Source organism: Pseudomonas sp. NFACC39-1, assembly GCF_900110355.1.
Lineage (GTDB): Bacteria > Pseudomonadota > Gammaproteobacteria > Pseudomonadales > Pseudomonadaceae > Aquipseudomonas > Aquipseudomonas tehranensis.
In genome coordinates this window covers 16,101-35,491 of the sequence record NZ_FODL01000015.1, presented here as the reverse complement: position 1 = coordinate 35,491, position 19,391 = coordinate 16,101, and the positions used below count along the sequence as shown (strand labels likewise).

General features: G+C 60.3%; 20 protein-coding genes. 8 read left to right on the top strand and 12 right to left on the bottom strand.

The genetic code is table 11. The features are described from left to right. Positions 1-52: 52 nt before the first annotated feature. From BMY45_RS23620 to hrpB, 3 genes are all read right to left on the bottom strand, one after another. On the bottom strand, positions 53-1,213 hold the full coding sequence (locus BMY45_RS23620; protein ID WP_092402243.1) for an L-talarate/galactarate dehydratase: 1,161 nt from the start codon (positions 1,211-1,213) through the stop codon (positions 53-55). A 161-nt stretch (positions 1,214-1,374) separates the two neighbouring features. Then, complete coding sequence (locus tag BMY45_RS23615) at positions 1,375-2,427, bottom strand: LacI family DNA-binding transcriptional regulator (protein WP_092402240.1); 1,053 nt, start codon at positions 2,425-2,427, stop codon at positions 1,375-1,377. Between the two features lie 110 nt (positions 2,428-2,537). After that, on the bottom strand, positions 2,538-5,054 hold the full coding sequence (gene hrpB / locus BMY45_RS23610) for an ATP-dependent helicase HrpB (protein WP_092402237.1): 2,517 nt from the start codon (positions 5,052-5,054) through the stop codon (positions 2,538-2,540). Between the two features lie 95 nt (positions 5,055-5,149). Here hrpB and BMY45_RS23605 point away from each other — a divergent pair, with 95 nt between their 5' ends. Both BMY45_RS23605 and BMY45_RS23600 read left to right on the top strand, forming a co-directional pair. Next, positions 5,150-5,569, top strand: coding sequence for a polyribonucleotide nucleotidyltransferase (locus BMY45_RS23605; RefSeq protein WP_092402234.1), 420 nt, complete (start codon positions 5,150-5,152; stop codon positions 5,567-5,569). 28 nt (positions 5,570-5,597) lie between these two features. Beyond that, on the top strand, positions 5,598-6,491 hold the full coding sequence (locus tag BMY45_RS23600; RefSeq protein WP_092402231.1) for a cation diffusion facilitator family transporter: 894 nt from the start codon (positions 5,598-5,600) through the stop codon (positions 6,489-6,491). Positions 6,492-6,624: 133 nt separating this feature from the next. On the opposite strand, the gene BMY45_RS23595 is transcribed toward BMY45_RS23600, so the two are convergent. After that, entirely contained in the window at positions 6,625-7,605 is a 981-nt protein-coding gene (locus BMY45_RS23595) for a DUF6515 family protein (RefSeq protein ID WP_092402228.1), read from the bottom strand. 412 nt (positions 7,606-8,017) lie between these two features. Between BMY45_RS23595 and BMY45_RS23590 the strand changes: the two genes are divergently transcribed. Beyond that, complete coding sequence (locus tag BMY45_RS23590) at positions 8,018-8,497, top strand: Lrp/AsnC family transcriptional regulator (RefSeq protein ID WP_047229533.1); 480 nt, start codon at positions 8,018-8,020, stop codon at positions 8,495-8,497. 95 nt (positions 8,498-8,592) lie between these two features. Here the strand turns inward: BMY45_RS23590 and BMY45_RS23585 are convergent, their stop codons facing one another. Both BMY45_RS23585 and BMY45_RS23580 read right to left on the bottom strand, forming a co-directional pair. After that, positions 8,593-9,504, bottom strand: coding sequence for a LysR family transcriptional regulator (locus BMY45_RS23585; RefSeq protein ID WP_092402225.1), 912 nt, complete (start codon positions 9,502-9,504; stop codon positions 8,593-8,595). A 108-nt stretch (positions 9,505-9,612) separates the two neighbouring features. Further along, positions 9,613-10,203 (bottom strand): NADPH:quinone oxidoreductase MdaB, encoded by a 591-nt coding sequence (locus BMY45_RS23580; protein WP_047229531.1) that lies wholly within the window; start codon positions 10,201-10,203, stop codon positions 9,613-9,615. A 196-nt stretch (positions 10,204-10,399) separates the two neighbouring features. On the opposite strand from BMY45_RS23580, the gene BMY45_RS23575 reads away from it, so the two are divergent. Then, positions 10,400-10,714 (top strand): putative quinol monooxygenase, encoded by a 315-nt coding sequence (locus tag BMY45_RS23575; RefSeq protein ID WP_092402222.1) that lies wholly within the window; start codon positions 10,400-10,402, stop codon positions 10,712-10,714. Here BMY45_RS23575 and BMY45_RS23570 read toward each other — a convergent pair. Next, a complete protein-coding gene (locus tag BMY45_RS23570; RefSeq protein ID WP_092402219.1) occupies positions 10,704-11,468 on the bottom strand; it encodes a sulfite exporter TauE/SafE family protein in 765 nt (254 codons plus the stop codon). The two genes, BMY45_RS23575 and BMY45_RS23570, sit on opposite strands and share 11 nt — an antisense overlap. Positions 11,469-11,685: 217 nt before the next feature. On the opposite strand from BMY45_RS23570, the gene BMY45_RS23565 reads away from it, so the two are divergent. Both BMY45_RS23565 and BMY45_RS23560 read left to right on the top strand, forming a co-directional pair. Next, a complete protein-coding gene (locus BMY45_RS23565; RefSeq protein ID WP_092402216.1) occupies positions 11,686-12,570 on the top strand; it encodes a LysR substrate-binding domain-containing protein in 885 nt (294 codons plus the stop codon). 97 nt (positions 12,571-12,667) lie between these two features. Then, on the top strand, positions 12,668-13,012 hold the full coding sequence (locus BMY45_RS23560) for a cupin domain-containing protein (RefSeq protein WP_085701337.1): 345 nt from the start codon (positions 12,668-12,670) through the stop codon (positions 13,010-13,012). 224 nt (positions 13,013-13,236) lie between these two features. On the opposite strand, the gene mmsB is transcribed toward BMY45_RS23560, so the two are convergent. Both mmsB and BMY45_RS23550 read right to left on the bottom strand, forming a co-directional pair. Continuing rightward, complete coding sequence (gene mmsB, locus BMY45_RS23555) at positions 13,237-14,124, bottom strand: 3-hydroxyisobutyrate dehydrogenase (protein WP_092402212.1); 888 nt, start codon at positions 14,122-14,124, stop codon at positions 13,237-13,239. Between the two features lie 10 nt (positions 14,125-14,134). After that, positions 14,135-15,661: a CoA-acylating methylmalonate-semialdehyde dehydrogenase gene (locus BMY45_RS23550; protein ID WP_092402209.1), complete on the bottom strand. Its 1,527-nt coding sequence runs from the start codon at positions 15,659-15,661 to the stop codon at positions 14,135-14,137. A 143-nt stretch (positions 15,662-15,804) separates the two neighbouring features. On the opposite strand from BMY45_RS23550, the gene BMY45_RS23545 reads away from it, so the two are divergent. Beyond that, positions 15,805-16,752, top strand: a complete 948-nt coding sequence (locus BMY45_RS23545) for a LysR family transcriptional regulator (protein WP_092402207.1) — start codon at positions 15,805-15,807, stop codon at positions 16,750-16,752. A gap of 187 nt (positions 16,753-16,939) precedes the next feature. Here the strand turns inward: BMY45_RS23545 and BMY45_RS28470 are convergent, their stop codons facing one another. Beyond that, positions 16,940-17,062: a hypothetical protein gene (locus BMY45_RS28470; protein WP_256573679.1), complete on the bottom strand. Its 123-nt coding sequence runs from the start codon at positions 17,060-17,062 to the stop codon at positions 16,940-16,942. A gap of 98 nt (positions 17,063-17,160) precedes the next feature. Here BMY45_RS28470 and BMY45_RS23540 point away from each other — a divergent pair, with 98 nt between their 5' ends. Then, entirely contained in the window at positions 17,161-17,820 is a 660-nt protein-coding gene (locus BMY45_RS23540; RefSeq protein WP_092402204.1) for a hypothetical protein, read from the top strand. 31 nt (positions 17,821-17,851) lie between these two features. Here the strand turns inward: BMY45_RS23540 and BMY45_RS23535 are convergent, their stop codons facing one another. Further along, on the bottom strand, positions 17,852-18,856 hold the full coding sequence (locus BMY45_RS23535) for a hypothetical protein (protein WP_092402201.1): 1,005 nt from the start codon (positions 18,854-18,856) through the stop codon (positions 17,852-17,854). Between the two features lie 56 nt (positions 18,857-18,912). Next, positions 18,913-19,308, bottom strand: coding sequence for a hypothetical protein (locus BMY45_RS23530; RefSeq protein WP_092402198.1), 396 nt, complete (start codon positions 19,306-19,308; stop codon positions 18,913-18,915). Positions 19,309-19,391: the final 83 nt, after the last annotated feature.

Below are 19,391 nucleotides of genomic sequence, written 5' to 3'. Positions count from 1 at the left end.
CCACATTCGTCGCCAGACGAGTGTGGCGCTGGCCCGCATCACCCACACATGATCAGGGTCGAGTCCCTGTCTCAGCTGCCTGGACCGTCCAGGGTTTGACCTGTTCGCTCAGCGTCAGGCCCAAACCGGGACGAGTGGGTACCAACATCCGACCGTCGCGGGTTTCCAGACGCTCGTTGAACAGCGGCTCAAGCCATTCGAAATGCTCGACCCAGGGCTCGGTTGGATAGGCGGCTGCCAGGTGAACGTGCAGTTCCATGGCGAAATGAGGGGCCAACATCAGGCCCGCCTGCTCGGCCATTGATGCAACCTTCAGGTAAGGGGTGATGCCGCCTACTCGTGGTGCGTCGGGCATCAGGAAATCAGCGCCGCGCTGCTTGATGAACTCGGCGTGTTCAGCAACGCTGGTGAGCATTTCACCCGTGGCAATCGGTGTATCGAACTGCTGCGCCAACGCGGCATGGCCTTCAGCGTCATAGCAGTCCAGCGGCTCTTCAATCCAGATCAGGTTGTACGCTTCAAACTGCCGACACATGCGCTGGGCCGTCGGGCGATCCCATTGCTGGTTGGCATCCACCATCAGCGGGAAGTTGTCGCCCAAGTGCTTGCGCACCGCACTGACCCGTTCAATGTCGATGGCGCAATCCGGTTGCCCGACTTTCAATTTGATGCCGCCGATACCTTTTTCACGCGAGAGGTCGGTGTTCTTCATCAACTGATCGAGCGGGGTGTGCAGGAAGCCACCGGACGTGTTGTAGCAACGCACCGAATCACGTTGAGCACCGAGCAAGCGGGCCAGCGACAGGTTGGCGCGCTTGGCCTTCAGATCCCACAACGCCACGTCGAACGCACCGATGGCCTGGGTCGACATGCCGCTGCGGCCCACCGACGCGCCAGCCCAGCACAGCTTGGTCCAGAGTTTGGCAATGTCACTGGGGTTTTCGCCTATCAGCGCCGGGGCGATTTCCTTGGCATGCGCGAATTGTCCCGGCCCGCCGGCACGTTTGGAGTAACTGAAACCCAAGCCCTGATGCCCATCGACGGTCTCGATTTCGGCAAACAGGATGGCGATTTCAGTCATCGGCTTCTGTCGGCCGGTGAGCACCTTGGCATCACTGATGGGATTGGCCAGCGGCAGGATGACCGAAGCGACACGAACCCAGGCAATTCGGTCGTCGTCGGAGGACTTGAGTGTTTGTTGTTGTACGAGCATGGGGCTCTCCTTGGACAGGCTCTGAAGGCGACGATGATTGCGCAATCATCAAGAGACATAAAAAAGACCTTCGCCGGTGCTTCAGAAGGTCTCTTGCCTCGATACTACACTGATTGCGCAATCATTCAATCCCGCAAATCCCCGGAAAATCGCTGCCAGGTTCAGGTACTGGCGCGGTCGATGAACGTGAAGCCGGTGTCGATCCGCACGGGTTCGAGGTGGGCGCCGGGATTTTCGAAGCGCTCAAGCAGCGCCTCAGCCACGTGCAGGCCAATCCTGGCGCCGTCAACGCTGACGGTCGACAGCGCCGGGTAAACCTGTGCCGCGCTGCTGAGATCCCCGAAGCCCATGACGGCCAGCTCAGCGGGCACCTTCAGGCCAAGGCTGGCGGCTTGCGCCAACACACCTTGAGCCACGGTATCGGAGCTGCACACCACGATGTCGGGGCGCACCGGCAGATCCAGCAGCCGCCGAAGCCCCTCTCGGCCCACCTCCAGCGTGGCGGGGGGCGCCAGGACTTCCATGGGCACCTCTTCAATGCCCTGGCGCTTCAGCTCGGCGATAAGACTGTTGCAACGACGCAGGCCACGGGGGTCGCTGATGGTCACCACAGAAAAGCGCTTGTAACCTTTTTTGATCAAATGCCGCGCCGTCTCTTGCCCCACCTTTTCATGTGAGAAGCCCACCAGCATGTCCAAAGGGTCTTCACTCAGATCCCAGGCCTCGACCACGGGAATTCCCGCCTGGGAGAGCCGCAAGCGGCTTGACTCGGTATGCAGCGTACCGGTCAACACGATGCCGTCCGGGCGCCGACCGAGTACGGCTTCAAGCAGTTTTTCTTCCTGCTCCGCGCTGTAGCCTGTCAGACCGAGCAGGGTTTGATAGCCCGCGTGGGTCAGGCGGTCCATCAGCGATTGCACGGTGTCCGCAAAAATGGAGTTAGCGATGGTGGGCAGGAAAATCGCCACCAGACGACTTTTGTTGCTCGCCAGGCTACCCGCCAGCATGTTCGGTACATAGCCCGATTGGCGCACCGCTTCGCGGACCTTCTCCCGCGTGTTCTCGCTCACCAGTTCCGGGCGATGCAATGCTCTGGAAACGGTCATTGGCGAAACGCCTGCAATCTTTGCCACATCGATCAACGTCAGGCTCGAACCCCTGGTGGCTACGGTCATCGGTGCCTGGGAGGTGGGCGCTGCTGGTTTCTTTGCCATGAACTGTTCCGAATCTGAAGCCAACTAACCGGGACTGCGTATAAAGCAGTTGATGGGGCGGTGAATCTACCATTTGCGCCGCCGTGCTGGCGGGCCAAACCGGCGGTTTTTCACTTGCGGGGTTTGATCCGTGCCGTGGCTTCGGCCACCAGCGGATCGTCCGGCCAGTAATGCTTGGGATAACGTCCCTTTAGGTCTTTCTTCACTTCGGCATAGGTGCTGCGCCAGAAATTCGCCAGATCCTGGGTCACCTGCACCGGTCGCCGCGCCGGTGACAGCAGGTGCAGTTTGACGACCTGTCGGCCGCCGGCAATGCGTGGGGTGTCGGCCAGGCCGAACAGTTCCTGCAAGCGTACCGCCAGAATCGGCGGATGCTCGCTATAGTCCAGGCGAATCGACGAGCCCGAAGGCACGCTCAGATGATGGGGTGCCCATTCATCCAGGCGTTGCGGCAAGGGCCAGGGCAGCAGGTTGTGGACGATACTGGGCAGGTCAAGGTTGGCAAAATGGCTGAGGCGTGACACACGCCCCAGGTACGGCATCAACCACTGCTCAAGATTGTTCAGTAGCGCCCCATCGCTGACATCTGGCCAATCGCTCTCACCCGTGGCCTCCAGGTCGAGCCGGCGCAACAGTGCCACCCGCGCCTGCCATTGCCGCAGCTCCGGCGTCCAGGGCAGCAACTCCAGGCCCTTACGCCGTACCAGGTTCACCAGCGCCTGGCTGCGGGCCGACTCATCCAGGCCGGTCAGTGGCTCACGGCTGAGCACCAGTTCGCCGACCTTGCGCTGGCGCTCGGCCCGCAGCACGCCTTCACGCTCGTCCCAATCCAGTTGGTCCACCGTGCGCACCTGTTCGGCCAGCACCGAATCAAACAGCGCCGGATCGAAGTCCGTCGCCAGGTAGATCCGCTCTTCGCGCTGCCCCTGACGGCTGCCCAGGTCGGCGATCACCAGCCACGCTTGTTTCATCAGGCTGTCCGCTTCGGCAAACAACGCCGCGCGGCCGTTGGCCAGGCGATACTCTGCCCCGCCGGGCCGCCGCTGTTGAGCGACGCGGTCCGGGTAGGCCAACGCCAGTAAAGCGCCCAACCAGCGCGGGTGTTCGGGGTCGGCGACGGCTTCTTCGGCCTTGCCCCGCAGGTAACCGCGATATTGCCGGGCCAGCTGCCGCGCCCGTTGAACCCCGCCCTGAGCACCACGGGCTGCCCGCTCTTCACCAGACAGCAACGCCAGGCGCGTGTGCAGGTCCGCCCCGGCGCCGCGCAGAATATCTCGCTCCCCCAACAACGCCGCGACGTTACACGCCATGTCCGCCAGCCCCAGCGACTGCCCACGCAGCAACAAATGGGCGATGCGTGGGTGAGCCGGCAGTTCGGCCATGGCTTGGCCATGCCGGGTCAGTTGCTCGCCGTCCAGCGCGCCCAGGCGTTGCAGCAGATCCTGCGCCTGGGCATAAGCGGCGGCGGGCGGAATGTCGAGCCAGACCAATTGCTGCGGCGTCACGCCCCAACGTCCCAATTGCAGGGCCAGCCCGGCCAGGTCCGCCGAAAGAATCTCGGCGCTGCCATAGGCGGCCAGTTGTTCGTGCTGGTCTTCGGACCACAACCGGTAACACACCCCCGGCTCCAGACGTCCGGCCCGCCCGGCCCGCTGAGTGGCGCTGGCCCGGGAAATACGCTGGGTGTCGAGGCGGGTCATGCCACTGCCCGGATCGAAACGCGGCACTCGCGCCAATCCGGCATCGATCACCACCCGCACGCCATTGATGGTCAGGCTGGTTTCGGCGATGTTGGTGGCCAGCACCACTTTGCGCTGGCCGGGCGGCGCCGGGTCGATGGCCGCACGTTGGGCGGCGAGGTCCAGCTCGCCATGCAACGGACAGAGCAGCACATTGCCGCCCTCACCCAAGGCATCGGCCAGTTGCTGATGAACCCGGCGGATCTCCGCTTGCCCAGGCAAGAACACCAGCACGCTGCCGGTTTCATCGTGCAGCGCTTCGAGCACGGTCTGCACCAGGCGCGGCTCGATGAACTCGCCGGGCTGGAACGGCCGGCCCCAGCGTACTGCCACCGGGAACATGCGGCCCTCGCTGCGCAGAATCGGCGCGTCGTCCAACAACCCGGCCAGGCGCTCGCCTTCCAGAGTCGCGGACATCAGCAGGATTTTCAGCGGCTGGTCGTCGCGAAACAGCTTCCGGCCATTGAGGCTCAAGGCCAGGGCCAGGTCGGCGTCGAGACTGCGTTCGTGGAATTCATCAAAAATCAGCAGCCCCACGCCCTCCAGCGCCGGGTCGTCCTGCAAGCGGCGGGTGAGGATGCCTTCGGTGACGACTTCAATGCGGGTCTTGGGGCCGACCTTGCTGTCGAGCCGAATCCGGTAGCCGACGGTTTCACCGACCTTTTCCCCCAGCTCGCTGGCCAGTCGCTCAGCCGCCGCCCGTGCCGCCAGACGCCGGGGCTCAAGCATCAGAATGGTCTGCCCGGCCAGCCAGGTCTCATTCAACAGGGCCAAGGGGACGCGGGTGGTTTTACCGGCGCCGGGCGGTGCTTCGAGCACGGCTTCGTGGCGCGATGCCAAGGCTTGACGCAGGGCGGGTAAAACTTCATCAATCGGCAAAGAAATCATGCTGGCTCCAAAACAGAGGGCCGAGTATAACGGCGAACTGTTTAGCGTGGTCTGGACTCCAACCAGCAACGCCTTTACCTGCTCAGGAGATTGCTATGCGTATTCCCTTTCGCGTGATCGGCGGCGTTCTGGTCGCCTCTCTGCTGACCCAGATCAGCGCCTGCGGCTCGATCTTCTACCCCGACCGTCGCGGCCAGATCGACGGCAAGATCGACCCGGCGATTGCTGCGCTGGACGCCGTCGGCCTGCTGTTCTACATCATTCCCGGCTTGATCGCGTTCGCCGTGGACTTCGCCACCGGGGCGATTTATTTCGAACCCGGCCGCAGCGTCCAGATCGAGCCAGAAAAACTCAAGCCGGCCATCAACGCCGACGGCAGCGTCAATAACCTCAAGCTGCAAGCGATCCTGGAAAGCGAACTGGGGCGCAGTTTCCCCTTGGACGACCCACGCTTGATCCAAAGCAAGGGCAACGCCCAGCAACTGGCCGCCCTCGGGCTTAAACCGGCCGCGTGATGGGCGCTATTGAAGGAACGACCGCGCCATGACCACCAGCACCGAACATGCCCGTCTGCTGCGCCTGGCCACGCGCGCTTCGGTGGCCGTGGCGCTCATTCTGGTCGTTGCCAAGGCACTGGCCTGGTGGCTGAGCGGCTCGGTGAGCATGCTCGCCGGCCTGACCGACTCGGCGCTGGACGGCGTCACGTCGCTGCTCAATCTGCTGGCGGTACATTACGCCTTGCGCCCTGCCGACGAAGACCATCGTTACGGCCACGGCAAAGCCGAGTCCCTGGCCGGCATGGCCCAGGCATTGTTCATCGGCGGCAGTGCCGTGTTGATTGCGTTGCAGGCAGTTGAGCGCCTGAAAAACCCGGTCCCGGTGGAGGCGGCCTGGCTCAGTGTCGGCGTGATCGTCTTCGCCCTGGGGCTGACCCTGGCCTTGTTGGCGCTGCAACATCAGGTCGTCCGCGCCACCGGCTCCACCGCCGTGCGCGCTGACTCGCTGCACTATCGTTCGGATCTGTTGCTCAATGGCAGCATCCTGGTCGCTTTGGTACTGGCCGGGCTGGGTTGGGATCGGCTCGACGCCTGGTTCGGCCTGGGCATCGCCGCCTACATCCTGTGGAGCGCCATCCAGATCGCCCGGGAAAGTTTCGCGGTACTGATGGATGAGGAACTGCCACCTGACGTCAGCCAGCGCATGCTGGAACTGGCCTGCGCAGTGCCCGGCGTACTGGGTGCCCACGACCTGCGCACACGTATCTCGGGTAACCACTGGTTCGTGCAGCTGCATCTGGAGCTGCCGGGCGAGCTGACCCTGTCAGTGGCCCACGGCATCAGCGACCAGGCCGCCGATGCCATACACCGCGCCTATCCGAAGGCGGAAGTGTTGGTGCATGCCGATCCGTCGGAAGTGGTGAAAGGCGCCGGCGCTTGACGCTGAACACAGAACCCGTGGCGAGGGAGCTTGCTCCCGCTGGCCTGCGCAACAGGCCCAGGTTTTGCGGTCGCTGCGCAACCGAGCGGGAGCAAGCTCCCTCGCCACAGGGGAGTGTTTTTCTTTCGCGTGATCAGTACGTTACCTGATATCCCCGACTGCTCAAGCAACTCCCCTGGGCCTGACGATAGGTCTGCACCACTTGCGGCGCGGGTGGGTAGGTGTAGTTGCGTGGATCGAAACCGCTCTGTTGCACCGCCCAGCGATAGCATTCGTAGCCGTCCTGATTGACCTGCTCGGGAGACTGGCCGTTGGCTGGATAAGCCACCACATCGAAGCTGTTGCCTTGGGGCTGGGGCTGCGGGTTGCTCATCGGCGCGTCGACAACGACGTAGTCCCGGGTGTTGGCTTCATAGATGTAATAGGCGCCAGCGGCAAGGAAAAACAGCGAGCCGCCGATCCAAACTTCCCGGGCGTAATCGGGCAGATAACGGGTACGGATTCCGCGCGGTGGCTCAACCACGATATAGCGCGGCCCTTGGGGGCGATACCAGTAACCGCCCGAATAAAAATAGTCATGGCCACGGTAAGGCACGCGGTAGTTGCGATCCGGAAAACGATCGATGACATACCCGGGACGATATTGCGGCCCCGGCCCCCAGCCGTTGCCATGACCGTCCGGCCGGCCGGGCCAGTGCTGGTCCGGGCGAGGGTCATGGCCAGGGCGTGGCCCACCGCTCGGATAGCCATCGCTGCGGCGCGGGATATCGCGGTAGTAACCCGGCTTCGGTTCCTGGGTCTGGGTCACGCTGTCGGGGCGGCCCTGGATCGGCAGGCTGTTACCAGGTTGCTGCGGCGGACGACCATTGGGGTCTTGCGGCGGGCGGTTGTAGGGCTGCCCGCCTTGAGCGTGAGGCTGGACCTCAAACTGGCGGCTGTTGTCGCCGCGAATGATCTCGTTGCTCTGTGGCCGGGGTTGGCCTGAATAACCCTGGCCGTTACCACCTCGCCCTTCCGGCCCGCCACGATTTTGCTGATCGTCGGCCACGCCCTGCGCACTGACACTTGCCCACAACAGACCAACACCTGCCAAACGCCAGATGCGCGACTTCATGAAATTCCTCACAACGGTTCAGGGCCTGATGAATGAGACTGGAAAAGCCTAGGCCGGTTCTGCGACAGGTTATCAGTCGTCGCCATTATTTAGGCATTAAAAAAGGGAGGCCCGTCGGCCTCCCCTTGAGAACTTCGTCCGTGCGCGACGCTTTTGACGTCGGCTCACCTCACGCCGTCTTCTGGACAGTGTGCAGCTCGGGGGTCTGCCAACACCGGTGGGTGCTGCGACCGCAGCCGGCCGGATTGGGCGGGCCGCACTGGACTGTTTGTCCGAGCAGTGATCTTGGTGATAAGAATAGGCCCGGAGTACCGACGAATGATTGCGAAGATTGCGTAAATAAACATTACTTGCGCAATTTTTTACCCGCGACAGATAATATCCAGCAATTATCACGACAAAGGCCCGACCAATGAGCAAACTCGACCGTTACGACCTGAGCATTCTGGCGGAATTGCAGCGCGACGCGCGCATCTCCAATCAGGAGCTGGCCGAACGCATCGGCCTGTCGCCGTCCCCCTGCTCGCGGCGGGTCAAGCAATTGGAAGACGACGGCTACATTACCCGTCAGGTCGCCCTGCTCGACCGTAAAATGCTCGGCCTGAGCCTGACGGCCTACGTGCTCATCGGCATGGACCGCCACACCCCTGAACGTTTCGAGAACTTCGAAGCCGCCATCCGCAACCTGCCCCAGGTGTTGGAATGCAGCCTGGTGACCGGCATGGATGCCGATTACCAGCTCAAGGTCGTGGTGCCGGACATGGACCACTATCAGAAACTGCTGCTGGGGCACCTGACCCGGATTGACGGGGTCACCAGTGTGCGCTCCAGCTTTGTGTTGAACCAGGTGCTCAACAGCACCGAACTGCCGCTGACTCATCTGCGCGGCTGACGACAAACGAGCGCCGATTCACAGCCTCGCACCGACGTACGCTCGGGCATCGGCCAGCCCTCGAACCCAAACCACACTCGCCTTGAAGCCACGAATCAGCCTTTGAAGTCCCGCGAGGCGTATTCGGCGAGCTTGCCCTGGATGAAGTCCAGAAAGCACTGGATCCTCAGGGCCAGTTGGGAGTTGCGGTAATACACCGCGTTGATCGGTTGGCGATAGCCGCTGTTGGCATCGGCCAGCAGCACCTTGAGCCGGCCGGCACGGATATCTTCGCGAGTCATGAAGTCCGACAGACACGCTATGCCCTGCCCTTGCAGCACCAAGTGGCGCACGGTCTCGCCACTGGACGCGCTGATGGCTGACTGGATCGGCCAACGATCACCGTGCTCGTGACGCAGCGGCCACTGATTGAGGCCCTCGTTCTGGGCAAACCCCAGCAGCGCATGCCGGGCCAACTCGGCGACTGTGGCAGGTGTTCCGTGCCGCTTCAGATAGGTCGGACTGGCCAGTATGTGCAGCGGGCTGCAACCCAGGGATCGGGCGTGAAGCGTCGAGTCGCTGAGAGTGCCGATGCGAATGGCGATGTCGGTACTTTGCTCGAGCAAATCGATAATCAGGTCGTTGCTGTTGAGTTCGAGCTGGATGTCCGGGTAGAGCCCGCGGAACTCTTCGATGTGCGGCACGATAGCATGCAACATGAAAGGCGCCGCCGCATTGATCCGCAACCGCCCGGCCGGGTTTTTCTGGCGGGACGACAGGCGTTCCTCCAGCTCATCCATCTGGTCGAGAATGCCCTTGGCCTGCTCGAAGAAATACTTGCCCTCTTCGGTCAGGTCCATGCGCCGCGTGGTGCGGTTGATCAGCGTGGTATCGAGCTTGGCTTCCAGGCGCGACAAGGTACGACTGACCGCAGACGGCGTCTGCCCGACCTGCTCGGCGGCGGCGGAAATCGACCCGCATTCGATCACGCAGACGAAAATCTGCAATTCGTCGGATCTGGCTTTCACATATCCCCCTGTCGACTGCGCGCGCTTGTGGCGAGGGAGTCTATCCCCGTTGTGCCGCAAAACGGACCTGAGCCACAGGATAGTATCGGGATACGTGACAAAAGAAAGTCAGGCCTTCAGGCCGAACACCTCAATCAAGTGCTGCTCATAGCGCGCCACATCGGCCTCGATATTCGGGCGTTTCATCACGTCCACGCTCAGAAAGGTTGGCAATCCACTCATGCCCAGGAACTGGTTGGCCTTGTGGAACGGGAAGTACACAGCATCCACACCCTTGGCTTCAAAGAAGTCGGTCGGGTCATCGAAGGCTTGCTGCGGGGCGTTCCAGGTCAGCGACAACATGTATTGCTTGCCCTGTAACAAGCCACCGCTGCCGTATTTCTGCGAAGCATCGGAACGGGTGCGGCCGTCGCTGGCGTAGAGGCTGCCATGGCCTTCGGTGAAGACCTCATCGACGTATTTCTTGACGGTCCACGGTGCGCCCATCCACCAGCCTGGCATCTGGTAAATGATCACGTCGGCCCAAAGGAACTTGGCGACTTCCTCTTTGATGTCGTAACCACCGTCGATGAACGTGGTTTTCACATCAAACCCGCCACGATCCAACACGCTGACCGCCGCATCATGGAGGGTGGCGTTATAGCGACCGTCGGAGTGAGCGAATTGTTTACCACCGTTGAGCAGCAGGACTTTTTTCATGGAGAGCCTCATCGGATTCCAGGGGACACGGTTGAGCGGTCACCCAATGGAAAGATTGAAAATGATGGCGGCAGAGTACCGATGAGCTTGCGGCGGAGTAAGCGCTGCAACGGCAAAACTGATTTGACCTATACGCACGAATAGGCAGCCAATTCTTGCCGTAGCATTCGCATACTTTTATTCAGGAGCCACTCCGATGAGCCAATTGCACGGTTTCATCTTGCACGCCAAGACCCGTCCGGAAAAAGCCGAAGCCTTCGAAACGCTGTTTCGTGCCTACGTGGAACCGAGCCGTGCCGAACCCGGTTGCATCGAATATCACATGCTGCGAGACCGGCAAGACCCGACACTGTTTATCTTCTATGAAATCTGGCAATCCCAGGCTCATCTGGACGTGCACTCGAACCTGCCGCACATGAAGCAGTTTTTTGAGCAGCGCATGGAGTACCTGGAGCGCGATTTCGAAATCCGCCGCGTCGACATGCTCAGCCCGTCCTCGGCTAGCCGCTGATCAGCAAATGGCCGCCGAGCACACCCAGGCCAATGAAAAACGCCCGCTTGAACAGCACGGCGCTGATGCGCTGACGCAGCCATTGCCCCAGCCACATCCCCAGCAGCGCCGGCGCCAAGGCCAGCAACGAAGCGCTTAATTCGCCCCCGCCCAAGGCGCCGTGCCATAGCAGGCCGGCCGCCAGGGCCAGTGTCGACACCGTGAATGACAAGCCCAACGCCTGCACCAGTTCGTCCTTGCTCAAGCCCAACGCTTGCAGGTACGGCACCGCCGGAATAACGAACACACCCGTCGCGCAGGTGATGAGGCCAGTGAGCAGACCGCACAACGGCGCTGCCCACCGCTCAACACTGGCAGCGACCCGCAATGTCGGCAGCAACAGCCCACTCAGCGCGTACAGCAACAACGCGCCACCCAAAGCTCGAACCGCCCAAGGTCCACCCACCGTATCGAACCACAACGTGCCCAGTCCGGTGCCAATGCAAATCGCCAGCAACAGTGGCCACAAACGCCAGATCAGGGTTTGCAGATGACCGCCAAAGGTCAGTTGCCAGATATTGGTCAGCGTGGCCGGGATGACGAGCAACGCCGCAGCCTGTGTCGGAGCCATAGCCAGGCCGAGCAAGCCCATGGAAATGGTCGGCAGGCCGAGGCCGATCATGCCCTTGATAGTGCCGGCCAGCAGGAAGGTGCCGACGACCAGCAAAGAAAGGACAGGGCCAAGATTTTGATAGAAAGCCATGAGTGTGTTCATGGGCGTATCGTGGGCCCTGGCGGTCAGGTTTTAAATCTGCCATATACTGAGACAGCCTCTGGCCGAGCAAGAGGCTGAAGAATTTGCTGAGGCTGTAGACGCCATCGCGAGCAGGCTCGCTCCCACCTTGGATCCTGCATTGTTTTTGTGGGAGCGAGCCTGCTCGCGATGACAATGTTCCAGGCACCCCAGAACCCGGCACAGGATCACATCACTCATGCACTTCGACCTCATCGACCTGCGCCTCTATCTACATATCCTCGACACCGGCAACATCACTGCCGGCGCTGCCCGCAGCCATTTGTCCCTGGCGGCGGCCAGTGCCCGGGTCCGCGCCATGGAGGCCTCCTTGGGGATCGAATTGCTCGAACGCGGGCGGCGCGGTGTAACACCCACGTCGGCCGGCCAGGCGCTGGCGCAACATGCCCGGGTGTTGCTGCAACATGCCGAACACCTGCAACAGGACCTGGGCGAATACGCCCGGGGCGTCAAGGGCCGGGTGCGGTTGTTGTGCAATACCAGCGCCATGACCGAATACCTGCCGGAATTGCTGGCCGACTTTCTCAAGGCCCATTCCAACCTCGACATCGACCTGCAGGAACTGCCCAGCTCAAGGATCACCCATGCACTGCGTCAGGGCGCGGCGGACCTGGGTATCATCTCCGACGCGGTCGACACCGCCGGCCTTGAAACCCACCCTTTTCGCGATGATCCGCTGGTCTTGATCATGCCCTCGGAACATCCCTTGGCTGACGGTCGCCCGCTAAGTTTCAATGAGACCCTCAGCTATGATTATGTAGGCCTGAACGCTTCCAGTGCTCTGGCGATTTACCTCGAAGAACAGGCGCTGCACACCGGACGACGCATGCACATTCGCATTCGCGCCGACGGTTTTGATGGGGTGATTCGCATGGTCGCTCATGGTGCGGGCATTGCCATCGTGCCAAAGGCCGCTATCGCGCGGCGCCCGCCCGAGCCTTCCTGGCGATGGGTCTCGCTGCAAGAGGCCTGGGCTCAACGCTCACTGCGCCTGTGCGCCCGCCGCTTCGACACCTTGCCCGCCTACGCCAAAGCCCTGTCCACGCACCTGACCACTCGCTGACGCGCGCTTCTGGATAGGCCGGTGTCGAGCACAGGCATCTGCCCGATCATGTCACGCGTTAGGGTGCCTGCTCTCTTCTGTCCCTTTCGGAGTTCACATGACCGCCCCCATCACCGTCCTGCGCGATACCCATCCGCTGCCCGTACTCGATGCCTGCAAATGGGAAAAACTCGAAGGCGATCCGCACACCGTCAACCTCAACGCCTACACCAGCGAAGACGGCAGCAAGATCATGGGCACCTGGATCTGTACGCCGGGCAAGTGGCGCGTGGACTATGTGAAGTGGGAGTACTGCCATTTCCAGGAAGGCTACTGCATCATCACCCCCGATGGCATGGAGCCGATCCATCTGCGGGCCGGTGACATCTTCGTCGTCGAGCCGGGCATGAAAGGCACGTGGGAAGTGGTCGAGACCGTGCGTAAATATTTCGTCTTTGCCTGAAACAAAAAACCGAGAGACCACCCGACATGGTCTCTCGGAAAACAGCTTTTCGGGATCTGCATGTTGCTTGTATATGCCCCTGTGGCGAGGGGATTTATCCCCGCTGGGTTGCGCAGCAGCCCCAAAACCTGACACTCGGTATGTCAGGCAGTTTGAAGGGGGGCGCTTCGCACCCCAGCGGGGATAAATCCCCTCGCCACAAAAAACCGCCGATGCCCCAGCGCTTATTGCGGTTTGCGATAGCTGTTAACAATCGCCGAAAAATCCTTGCCGCCCTCGCCCCGCTGACTCATCGCCTGGTACAACTGCTGCGCCACCGCGCCCAGCACCACCGGTTGATGAACCTGCCGCGCCGCTTCAGTCGCCAGGCCCAAATCCTTGAGCATCAGCTCGGCTCCAAAGCCCCCGGTATAGCCACGGGACGCCGGTGCTGTTTCGATCACGCCCGGCCACGGGTTGTAGGTGTCCGAACTCCAGCAACGGCCTGTTGAGCTGTTGATGATCCCGGCCAGTACCTGCGTATCGATCCCCAGGGCATCGCCCAGGGCCATGGCTTCGCTGACGCCCACCATGGAAATCCCCAACAGCAGGTTATTGCAGATCTTGGCAATCTGCCCGGTGCCGACGTCGCCGCAATGCACGATATTACGGCCCATCTGCGCCAATACCGGTTGCAAGGTGGCGAACAATTCAGCAGTGGCACCGACCATGAAGGTCAACGTGCCAGCCGCCGCGCCACCGGTGCCGCCGGAGACAGGCGCGTCGGCCATCGCTACGCCTTGTTTGGCGGCCGCGGCCGCAACATCGCGTGCGGTCTGCGGGTCGATGGTGCTGCAGTCCACCGCAGGCGTACCGGCGGCGATGCCGGCCAGTACACCGTCTTCACCGAGCCAGACACTGCGTACATGGGCAGCAGCCGGCAACATGGTGATCACCAGGTCAACGCCCTGGGCCGCATCGCGAGGCGAGGCGCTGATGGTGCCGCCCAATGAGGCCAATTCGGCCAGCACCGTCTGGTTCAGGTCGAACAGGTTCAGCGAATGGCCGGCCTTGAGCAGATTGCGCGCCATGGGGGCGCCCATGTTGCCCAGACCGATAAATGCGATCTTCATGTCCGGCTCCTTAACGCAGATTGATGGTGGTGTTCACACCGTCATTGACGCTGTCGTCATCGAACCAGCGCGCAGTAACGGTCTTGGTCTGAGTGTAGAACTGCACCACTTGTTTGCCGTAGGGCCCCAGGTCACCGAGTTTCGAACCACGGGAGCCAGTGAAGCTGAAAAACGGCACCGGCACCGGAATCGGGATGTTGATCCCCACCTGGCCAACGTCGATTTCGCTCTGGAATTTACGCGCCGCTGCCCCGCTCTGGGTGAACAGACCGGTGCCGTTGCCAAACGGGTTGGCATTGACCAGGGCGATTGCCTGATCAAGGGTGTCGACTTCCAGCACCACCAACACTGGGCCGAAGATTTCTTCGGTGTAAATACGCATCTTGGTCGTCACGCCGGAAAACAGGGTCGGGCCGACGAAGTTGCCTTGCTCGAAACCCGGCACGCTGATGTCACGGCCATCGAGTTCCAGCTTCGCCCCTTCCTGCACGCCACTCTCGATCAACTCAAGAATCCGCGCCTTGGCCCGCTTGGAAATGACCGGACCGACATCGGTGCCGGGCTCACTGCCGGCGTTGACCTTGAGCTTCTGCGCCAGGGCCTTGAGCTCGGGCAGCCATTGCTTGGCCGCGCCCACCATGACCACCACCGAAGTGGCCATGCAACGCTGGCCCGCCGCACCGAAACCGGCGCCGACCAAAGCATTGAGGGTCTGTTCGCGATTGGCATCAGGCAACACCACCGCATGGTTCTTGGCGCCCATCATCGATTGCACGCGCTTGCCATGGCGACCCGCCAGGTCATACACGTGAGTGCCGACCGCCGTCGAGCCGACGAAGGAAACCGCCTTGATGTCCTTGTGAGTGCAGAGGGCATCCACCACATCCTTGCCGCCATGCACCACATTGAGCACGCCCGCCGGCACACCGGCCTCAATGGCCAGCTCCACCAGCAGCATCGTCGACAGCGGGTCCTGCTCCGACGGTTTGAGCACGAAGGTGTTACCGCAGGCGATGGCCATCGGGAACATCCACAGCGGAATCATCGCCGGGAAGTTGAACGGGGTAATGCCTGCGCACACACCAATCGGTTGGCGCAGCGTGTAGGTATCGACACCGCCGGCAACGTTCTCGGCAAACTCGCCCATCTGCAGGGTGCCGATGGAGCAAGCGTGTTCCACCACTTCCAGGCCACGAAAAATGTCGCCCTCGGCATCAGCGATGGTCTTGCCCTGCTCGGCGCTCAGTACGGCGGCGATGCGTTTGAAGTGCTCGCGGATCAACGCCTGGAGCTTGAGCATGATGCGCATCCGCGCGCCAATGGGGGTCAGCTTCCAGGTCTGGAAAGCATGCTGGGCGGCGGCAACGGCGGCATCGACTTCCGACGCCGTGGCGAACGGAACTTTCGCCAGTACCTGCTGGGTGGCCGGGTTGACGATGTCGTGCCATTCGCTGGACTGGGATTCAACCCACTCGCCGTTGATCAACAACTTTACGGTTTGCAGGGCAGTGTCGCTGGGCGTAAGGGAAACGTTCATGCTGGCCTCCGGGACTTGTTCTTATAGAGAGCGCTGGTTCAGCACAGATCAAGGTGCCTAGACAGACACCTTGGTGATGAGACGGTTTTTGGAGTATAGATGTGCAAACTTCTAATAAGAACGCACATAAAAACCGGTCCATCATGCAAAAAAACATCACCTCCCTGGGGTCGCTGAATTGGGACGACCTCAAGTTTTTCCTCGAAGTGGCCCGCACCCGCAAGGCCAGCACGGCGGCCAAGCGCCTGGCCGTCGACTACACCACGGTGTCGCGGCGCATCAGCTCGCTGGAAGCTTCGTTGGGTACGCTGCTGTTCGAAAAATCCCGGACCAACGGTTTTGTCCTGACAGCCGAAGGCCAGCGCCTGCTGGGTTACGCCGAATCGATCGAAAGCACCCTGCACATGGCCTGCGAACAGGTTTCAGGCTCTGGGGTGGCGTTGTCCGGCCACGTGCGCATGGGCTGTACCGAGGGCTTCGGCAGCTTCTTCATCACGCCGCAGCTGAGTCATTTCGTCGATGCCTACCCGGCCATTTCCGTGGACATCCTGCCGCTGCCGCATTTCATCAGCCTTTCCAAGCGCGAAGCCGACATCGTCATCGCCCTCGAACGCCCCGAACATGGCCCGTATGTGTGCTGCAAACTGTGCGACTACCGACTGCAGCTCTACGCCACCCAGCAATACCTGGACAGCCATCCTCCCATCCACCGACCGGCGGACCTGAGCAAGCACTCGTTCATCAGCTATGTGGATGATCTGGCGTTCAGTTCCGAGCTGCTCTATCTGGCGAATGTATTGCCAGGCGCCCATGCTCACCTGCGCAGCACCAGCGTGATTGCGCAGTTCGTGGCAGCGCAGCAAGGACGATCATTGGCTATCCTGCCGTGCTTCCTCGCCGCCCAGGATCCCCGCCTGCTGCCGGTGCTGCCGGAGGAAATCACCGTCACCCGACAGTTCTGGATGTACTGCCGGGAGGATCTGCGCAAGCTCAAGCGCATCACCCTGTTGTGGGATTACATCCGCGAAGTGACTGAGCTAAACCGCCTATTATTGCTGGGCGAAACGCGAGACCTCCGGTTTACAGACTGAGCGTCTGCGAGTCGTGAGGGAATCTTATCCTAACGATGTCAGAGAGGTCTTGGCAACGTGTTGTGACAGGGGTTGTAACGCTACTTGTGACAGCACGACGAGTTATCGAAGGGAACCACGAGGCACTCGATTCAACAATCCGATAGGCATCTGAGTGGGCACACGGGAGGAAATCGCGGGGCCTGTATCAATGAGGTGGTCTTTCAGATTTTTCTTCCAGATTCTCATTGAGGATCTTGAGGTGCCCATACAGCCAGAAGACCAGATGGACAGCCACGCAGACCCAGTAGGCAGCGCGTAGCTTGTCCATTAGGTTCCTCCTAGAAGATCGCGTAATGGTACTGATGTCGTTTACGTATATATTGTATCTCGAGCGCTAGTGCTACTTTAAACGGGGATAGATTAGCCATGAAACATTTTGAAATAACACAAAAGGGCGCGGGGTTGCATATCGAAGGTTTCCCCGATGCCGTCAAAGTCGTTCATATAGAAAGCCCCGATGCCGTCCGGCTGTCGGACTTGGCTCTACATAAGCAAGATCTGGAGTTTGCTGACAGTTGTTTGGAAGCCATAAACACAGTGCCAGAGGATCCGCGTGTGATCCGTGAAGCTCTCTGGCGATCTGCGATTATTCATTTTCTAAAGTGCTTTGGAAAGTCAAAGGCGCGATTCAAGCTCACCACTGACGAAGCGTTACGAGGGGAGCCATCAGAGGCTATGGAAGCTTTCAATTATTTCAAAGCCCTGCGTGACAAGTACTTCGTTCACGATGAAAACTCCTACAGCCAAAGCATTCCCGGAGCAGTTCTAAACGACGGGAGTAAGGATTACAAGATTGAGAAAATCGTATGCCTATCGTTTGGTTCGGTAACGATGGAGCAAGGAAATTACAGCAACTTAAAGCTGCTTATTGGCAGGACGCTTTTGTGGGTAGTTCAGGAATTTGACAAGCTATGCGAGAGTCTTACTGAAGAGCTGGAAAAAAAATCCTATGCAGACTTGACGACTAGAGCGGATGTGACTTACCAATTTCCGACAATCGATGAAGTGCACAAGAATAGGCGTTAGGTAAGTAATCACCTCTCGCCCCCATCTAGTGTCAGGCGGTCAACTTGATATTGGTAATCATAGGAAAGGCCACCGTCTCGGTCTGAAGACCATCCGCAGTCAGCTTCACTTTGACCTTGCCGCTAGCCACGATGTCCACGACTGTCATGATCTCAATGTCCCAGCACTGATGGGCGCCGTTACGAGTCGCTTGGATCTTCCAGATGTCTCCGTTACGACCTTCGCGATAACTCAGCGAGGTGAACATCTTAGGCAGCAGGAACAGACCGTAGTCAGTGCCGCTATAAGGCTGCACAGAGGCACCAATCAAAGACTCAATGTCTTCCACGCCTGCACGCTGAGCCGCACGCTCCAGAACAGCGAGCAACGACACCGGCAGCAGAACCACAAAGTCCGACAGCGAGCTGCCTACGGTCTGATTGATGTTCATCGTCAAGATGTCGATCAGATCCTCAGCGACCTCCACAGGCTTACCGGTTGGCTTAGTCGCTGACACGCTTTCAGTCGATGGAGCGCTAGAGAGGATACCGGCGATCTTGCCAGCGGCATCATGTTCGATGTCCCGTAAGAGCTTCTCACCGGTCTGGTGCATTGAGCCTTCAGTGAAGCCCGCCATCAGGTTATGGTCGAGGATGGTGAAGCGCTTGCTAATGACCGATGCTGTATCGGTTGGCTCGGTGAAGATCACAGACCCGGCCAGGACTTCGCCCTTCGAGACGGTCTGGTTATCCCAGTTCTTACGAGGATCGAAAGTGACGGAGCGATCAGCCATCGTGATGATTTGCTGACCAGTTGCTTCAGAGCCAGCCGGACGGAATTCACAAGGGGTGTGTTCGATTGCCGCTTGGCGCCACTCATCACCGTTGAGGTAATCGTCGAGGGCCTCTGTAAGGGCTTCCACATAGACGGACACATCGGTGGCCGCTTGGGTCTCCACACGGACATCAGCCGTATTGAAGCGGATCGACCCATTTTGACTATCGGTGAGAGCAGTACTGTAAGTCGATGGCTTGACGTATTGGTTAGGCTGTTTCATTGGAATGGGTCTCCTGAAGAATAAGTAGGGAAGTGATTGGTGCATGTCTGGAGCTATCAGCCGTTATTACGGGAGCGTGCTGCCAAAACCTTTTGAGCTTGTTCACGGATGGCAGCAGCACGGGCTTCTCTTTCAGCTTTCGCTTGGGCAAGTTCGCGTGGAGTCCGCTCGCGCAAACGCTCAGCACGCTCGTCAGCTTCCCGCTGAAGTTGCTCACGGGTCTCTTTCTGCTCCCGCTTGGTCATGAAGTAGACCTGAGCGTCCTCTTGGATGGCCTTGAGGGACAAACCGGCCTCCTCGAAAGCTTTGATAACGCCGAACTTGGTGCCGTTGTTCCGGCCACACTGGGCCATCAACAAGGGCAACATGACGCTTTCGACGTACTCACGATTGAGGGTCTGCCCCGACACAGTTACTTCGTTCTTCAGGACTTTGGTGATGGTGATAATCATGGGTTTGGATCTCCTGTGAGGTGACCCTTTGATCGACCTTGGCGCCATAGACGCGCACGACAAGACGGCAAGGAGGGAGCCGC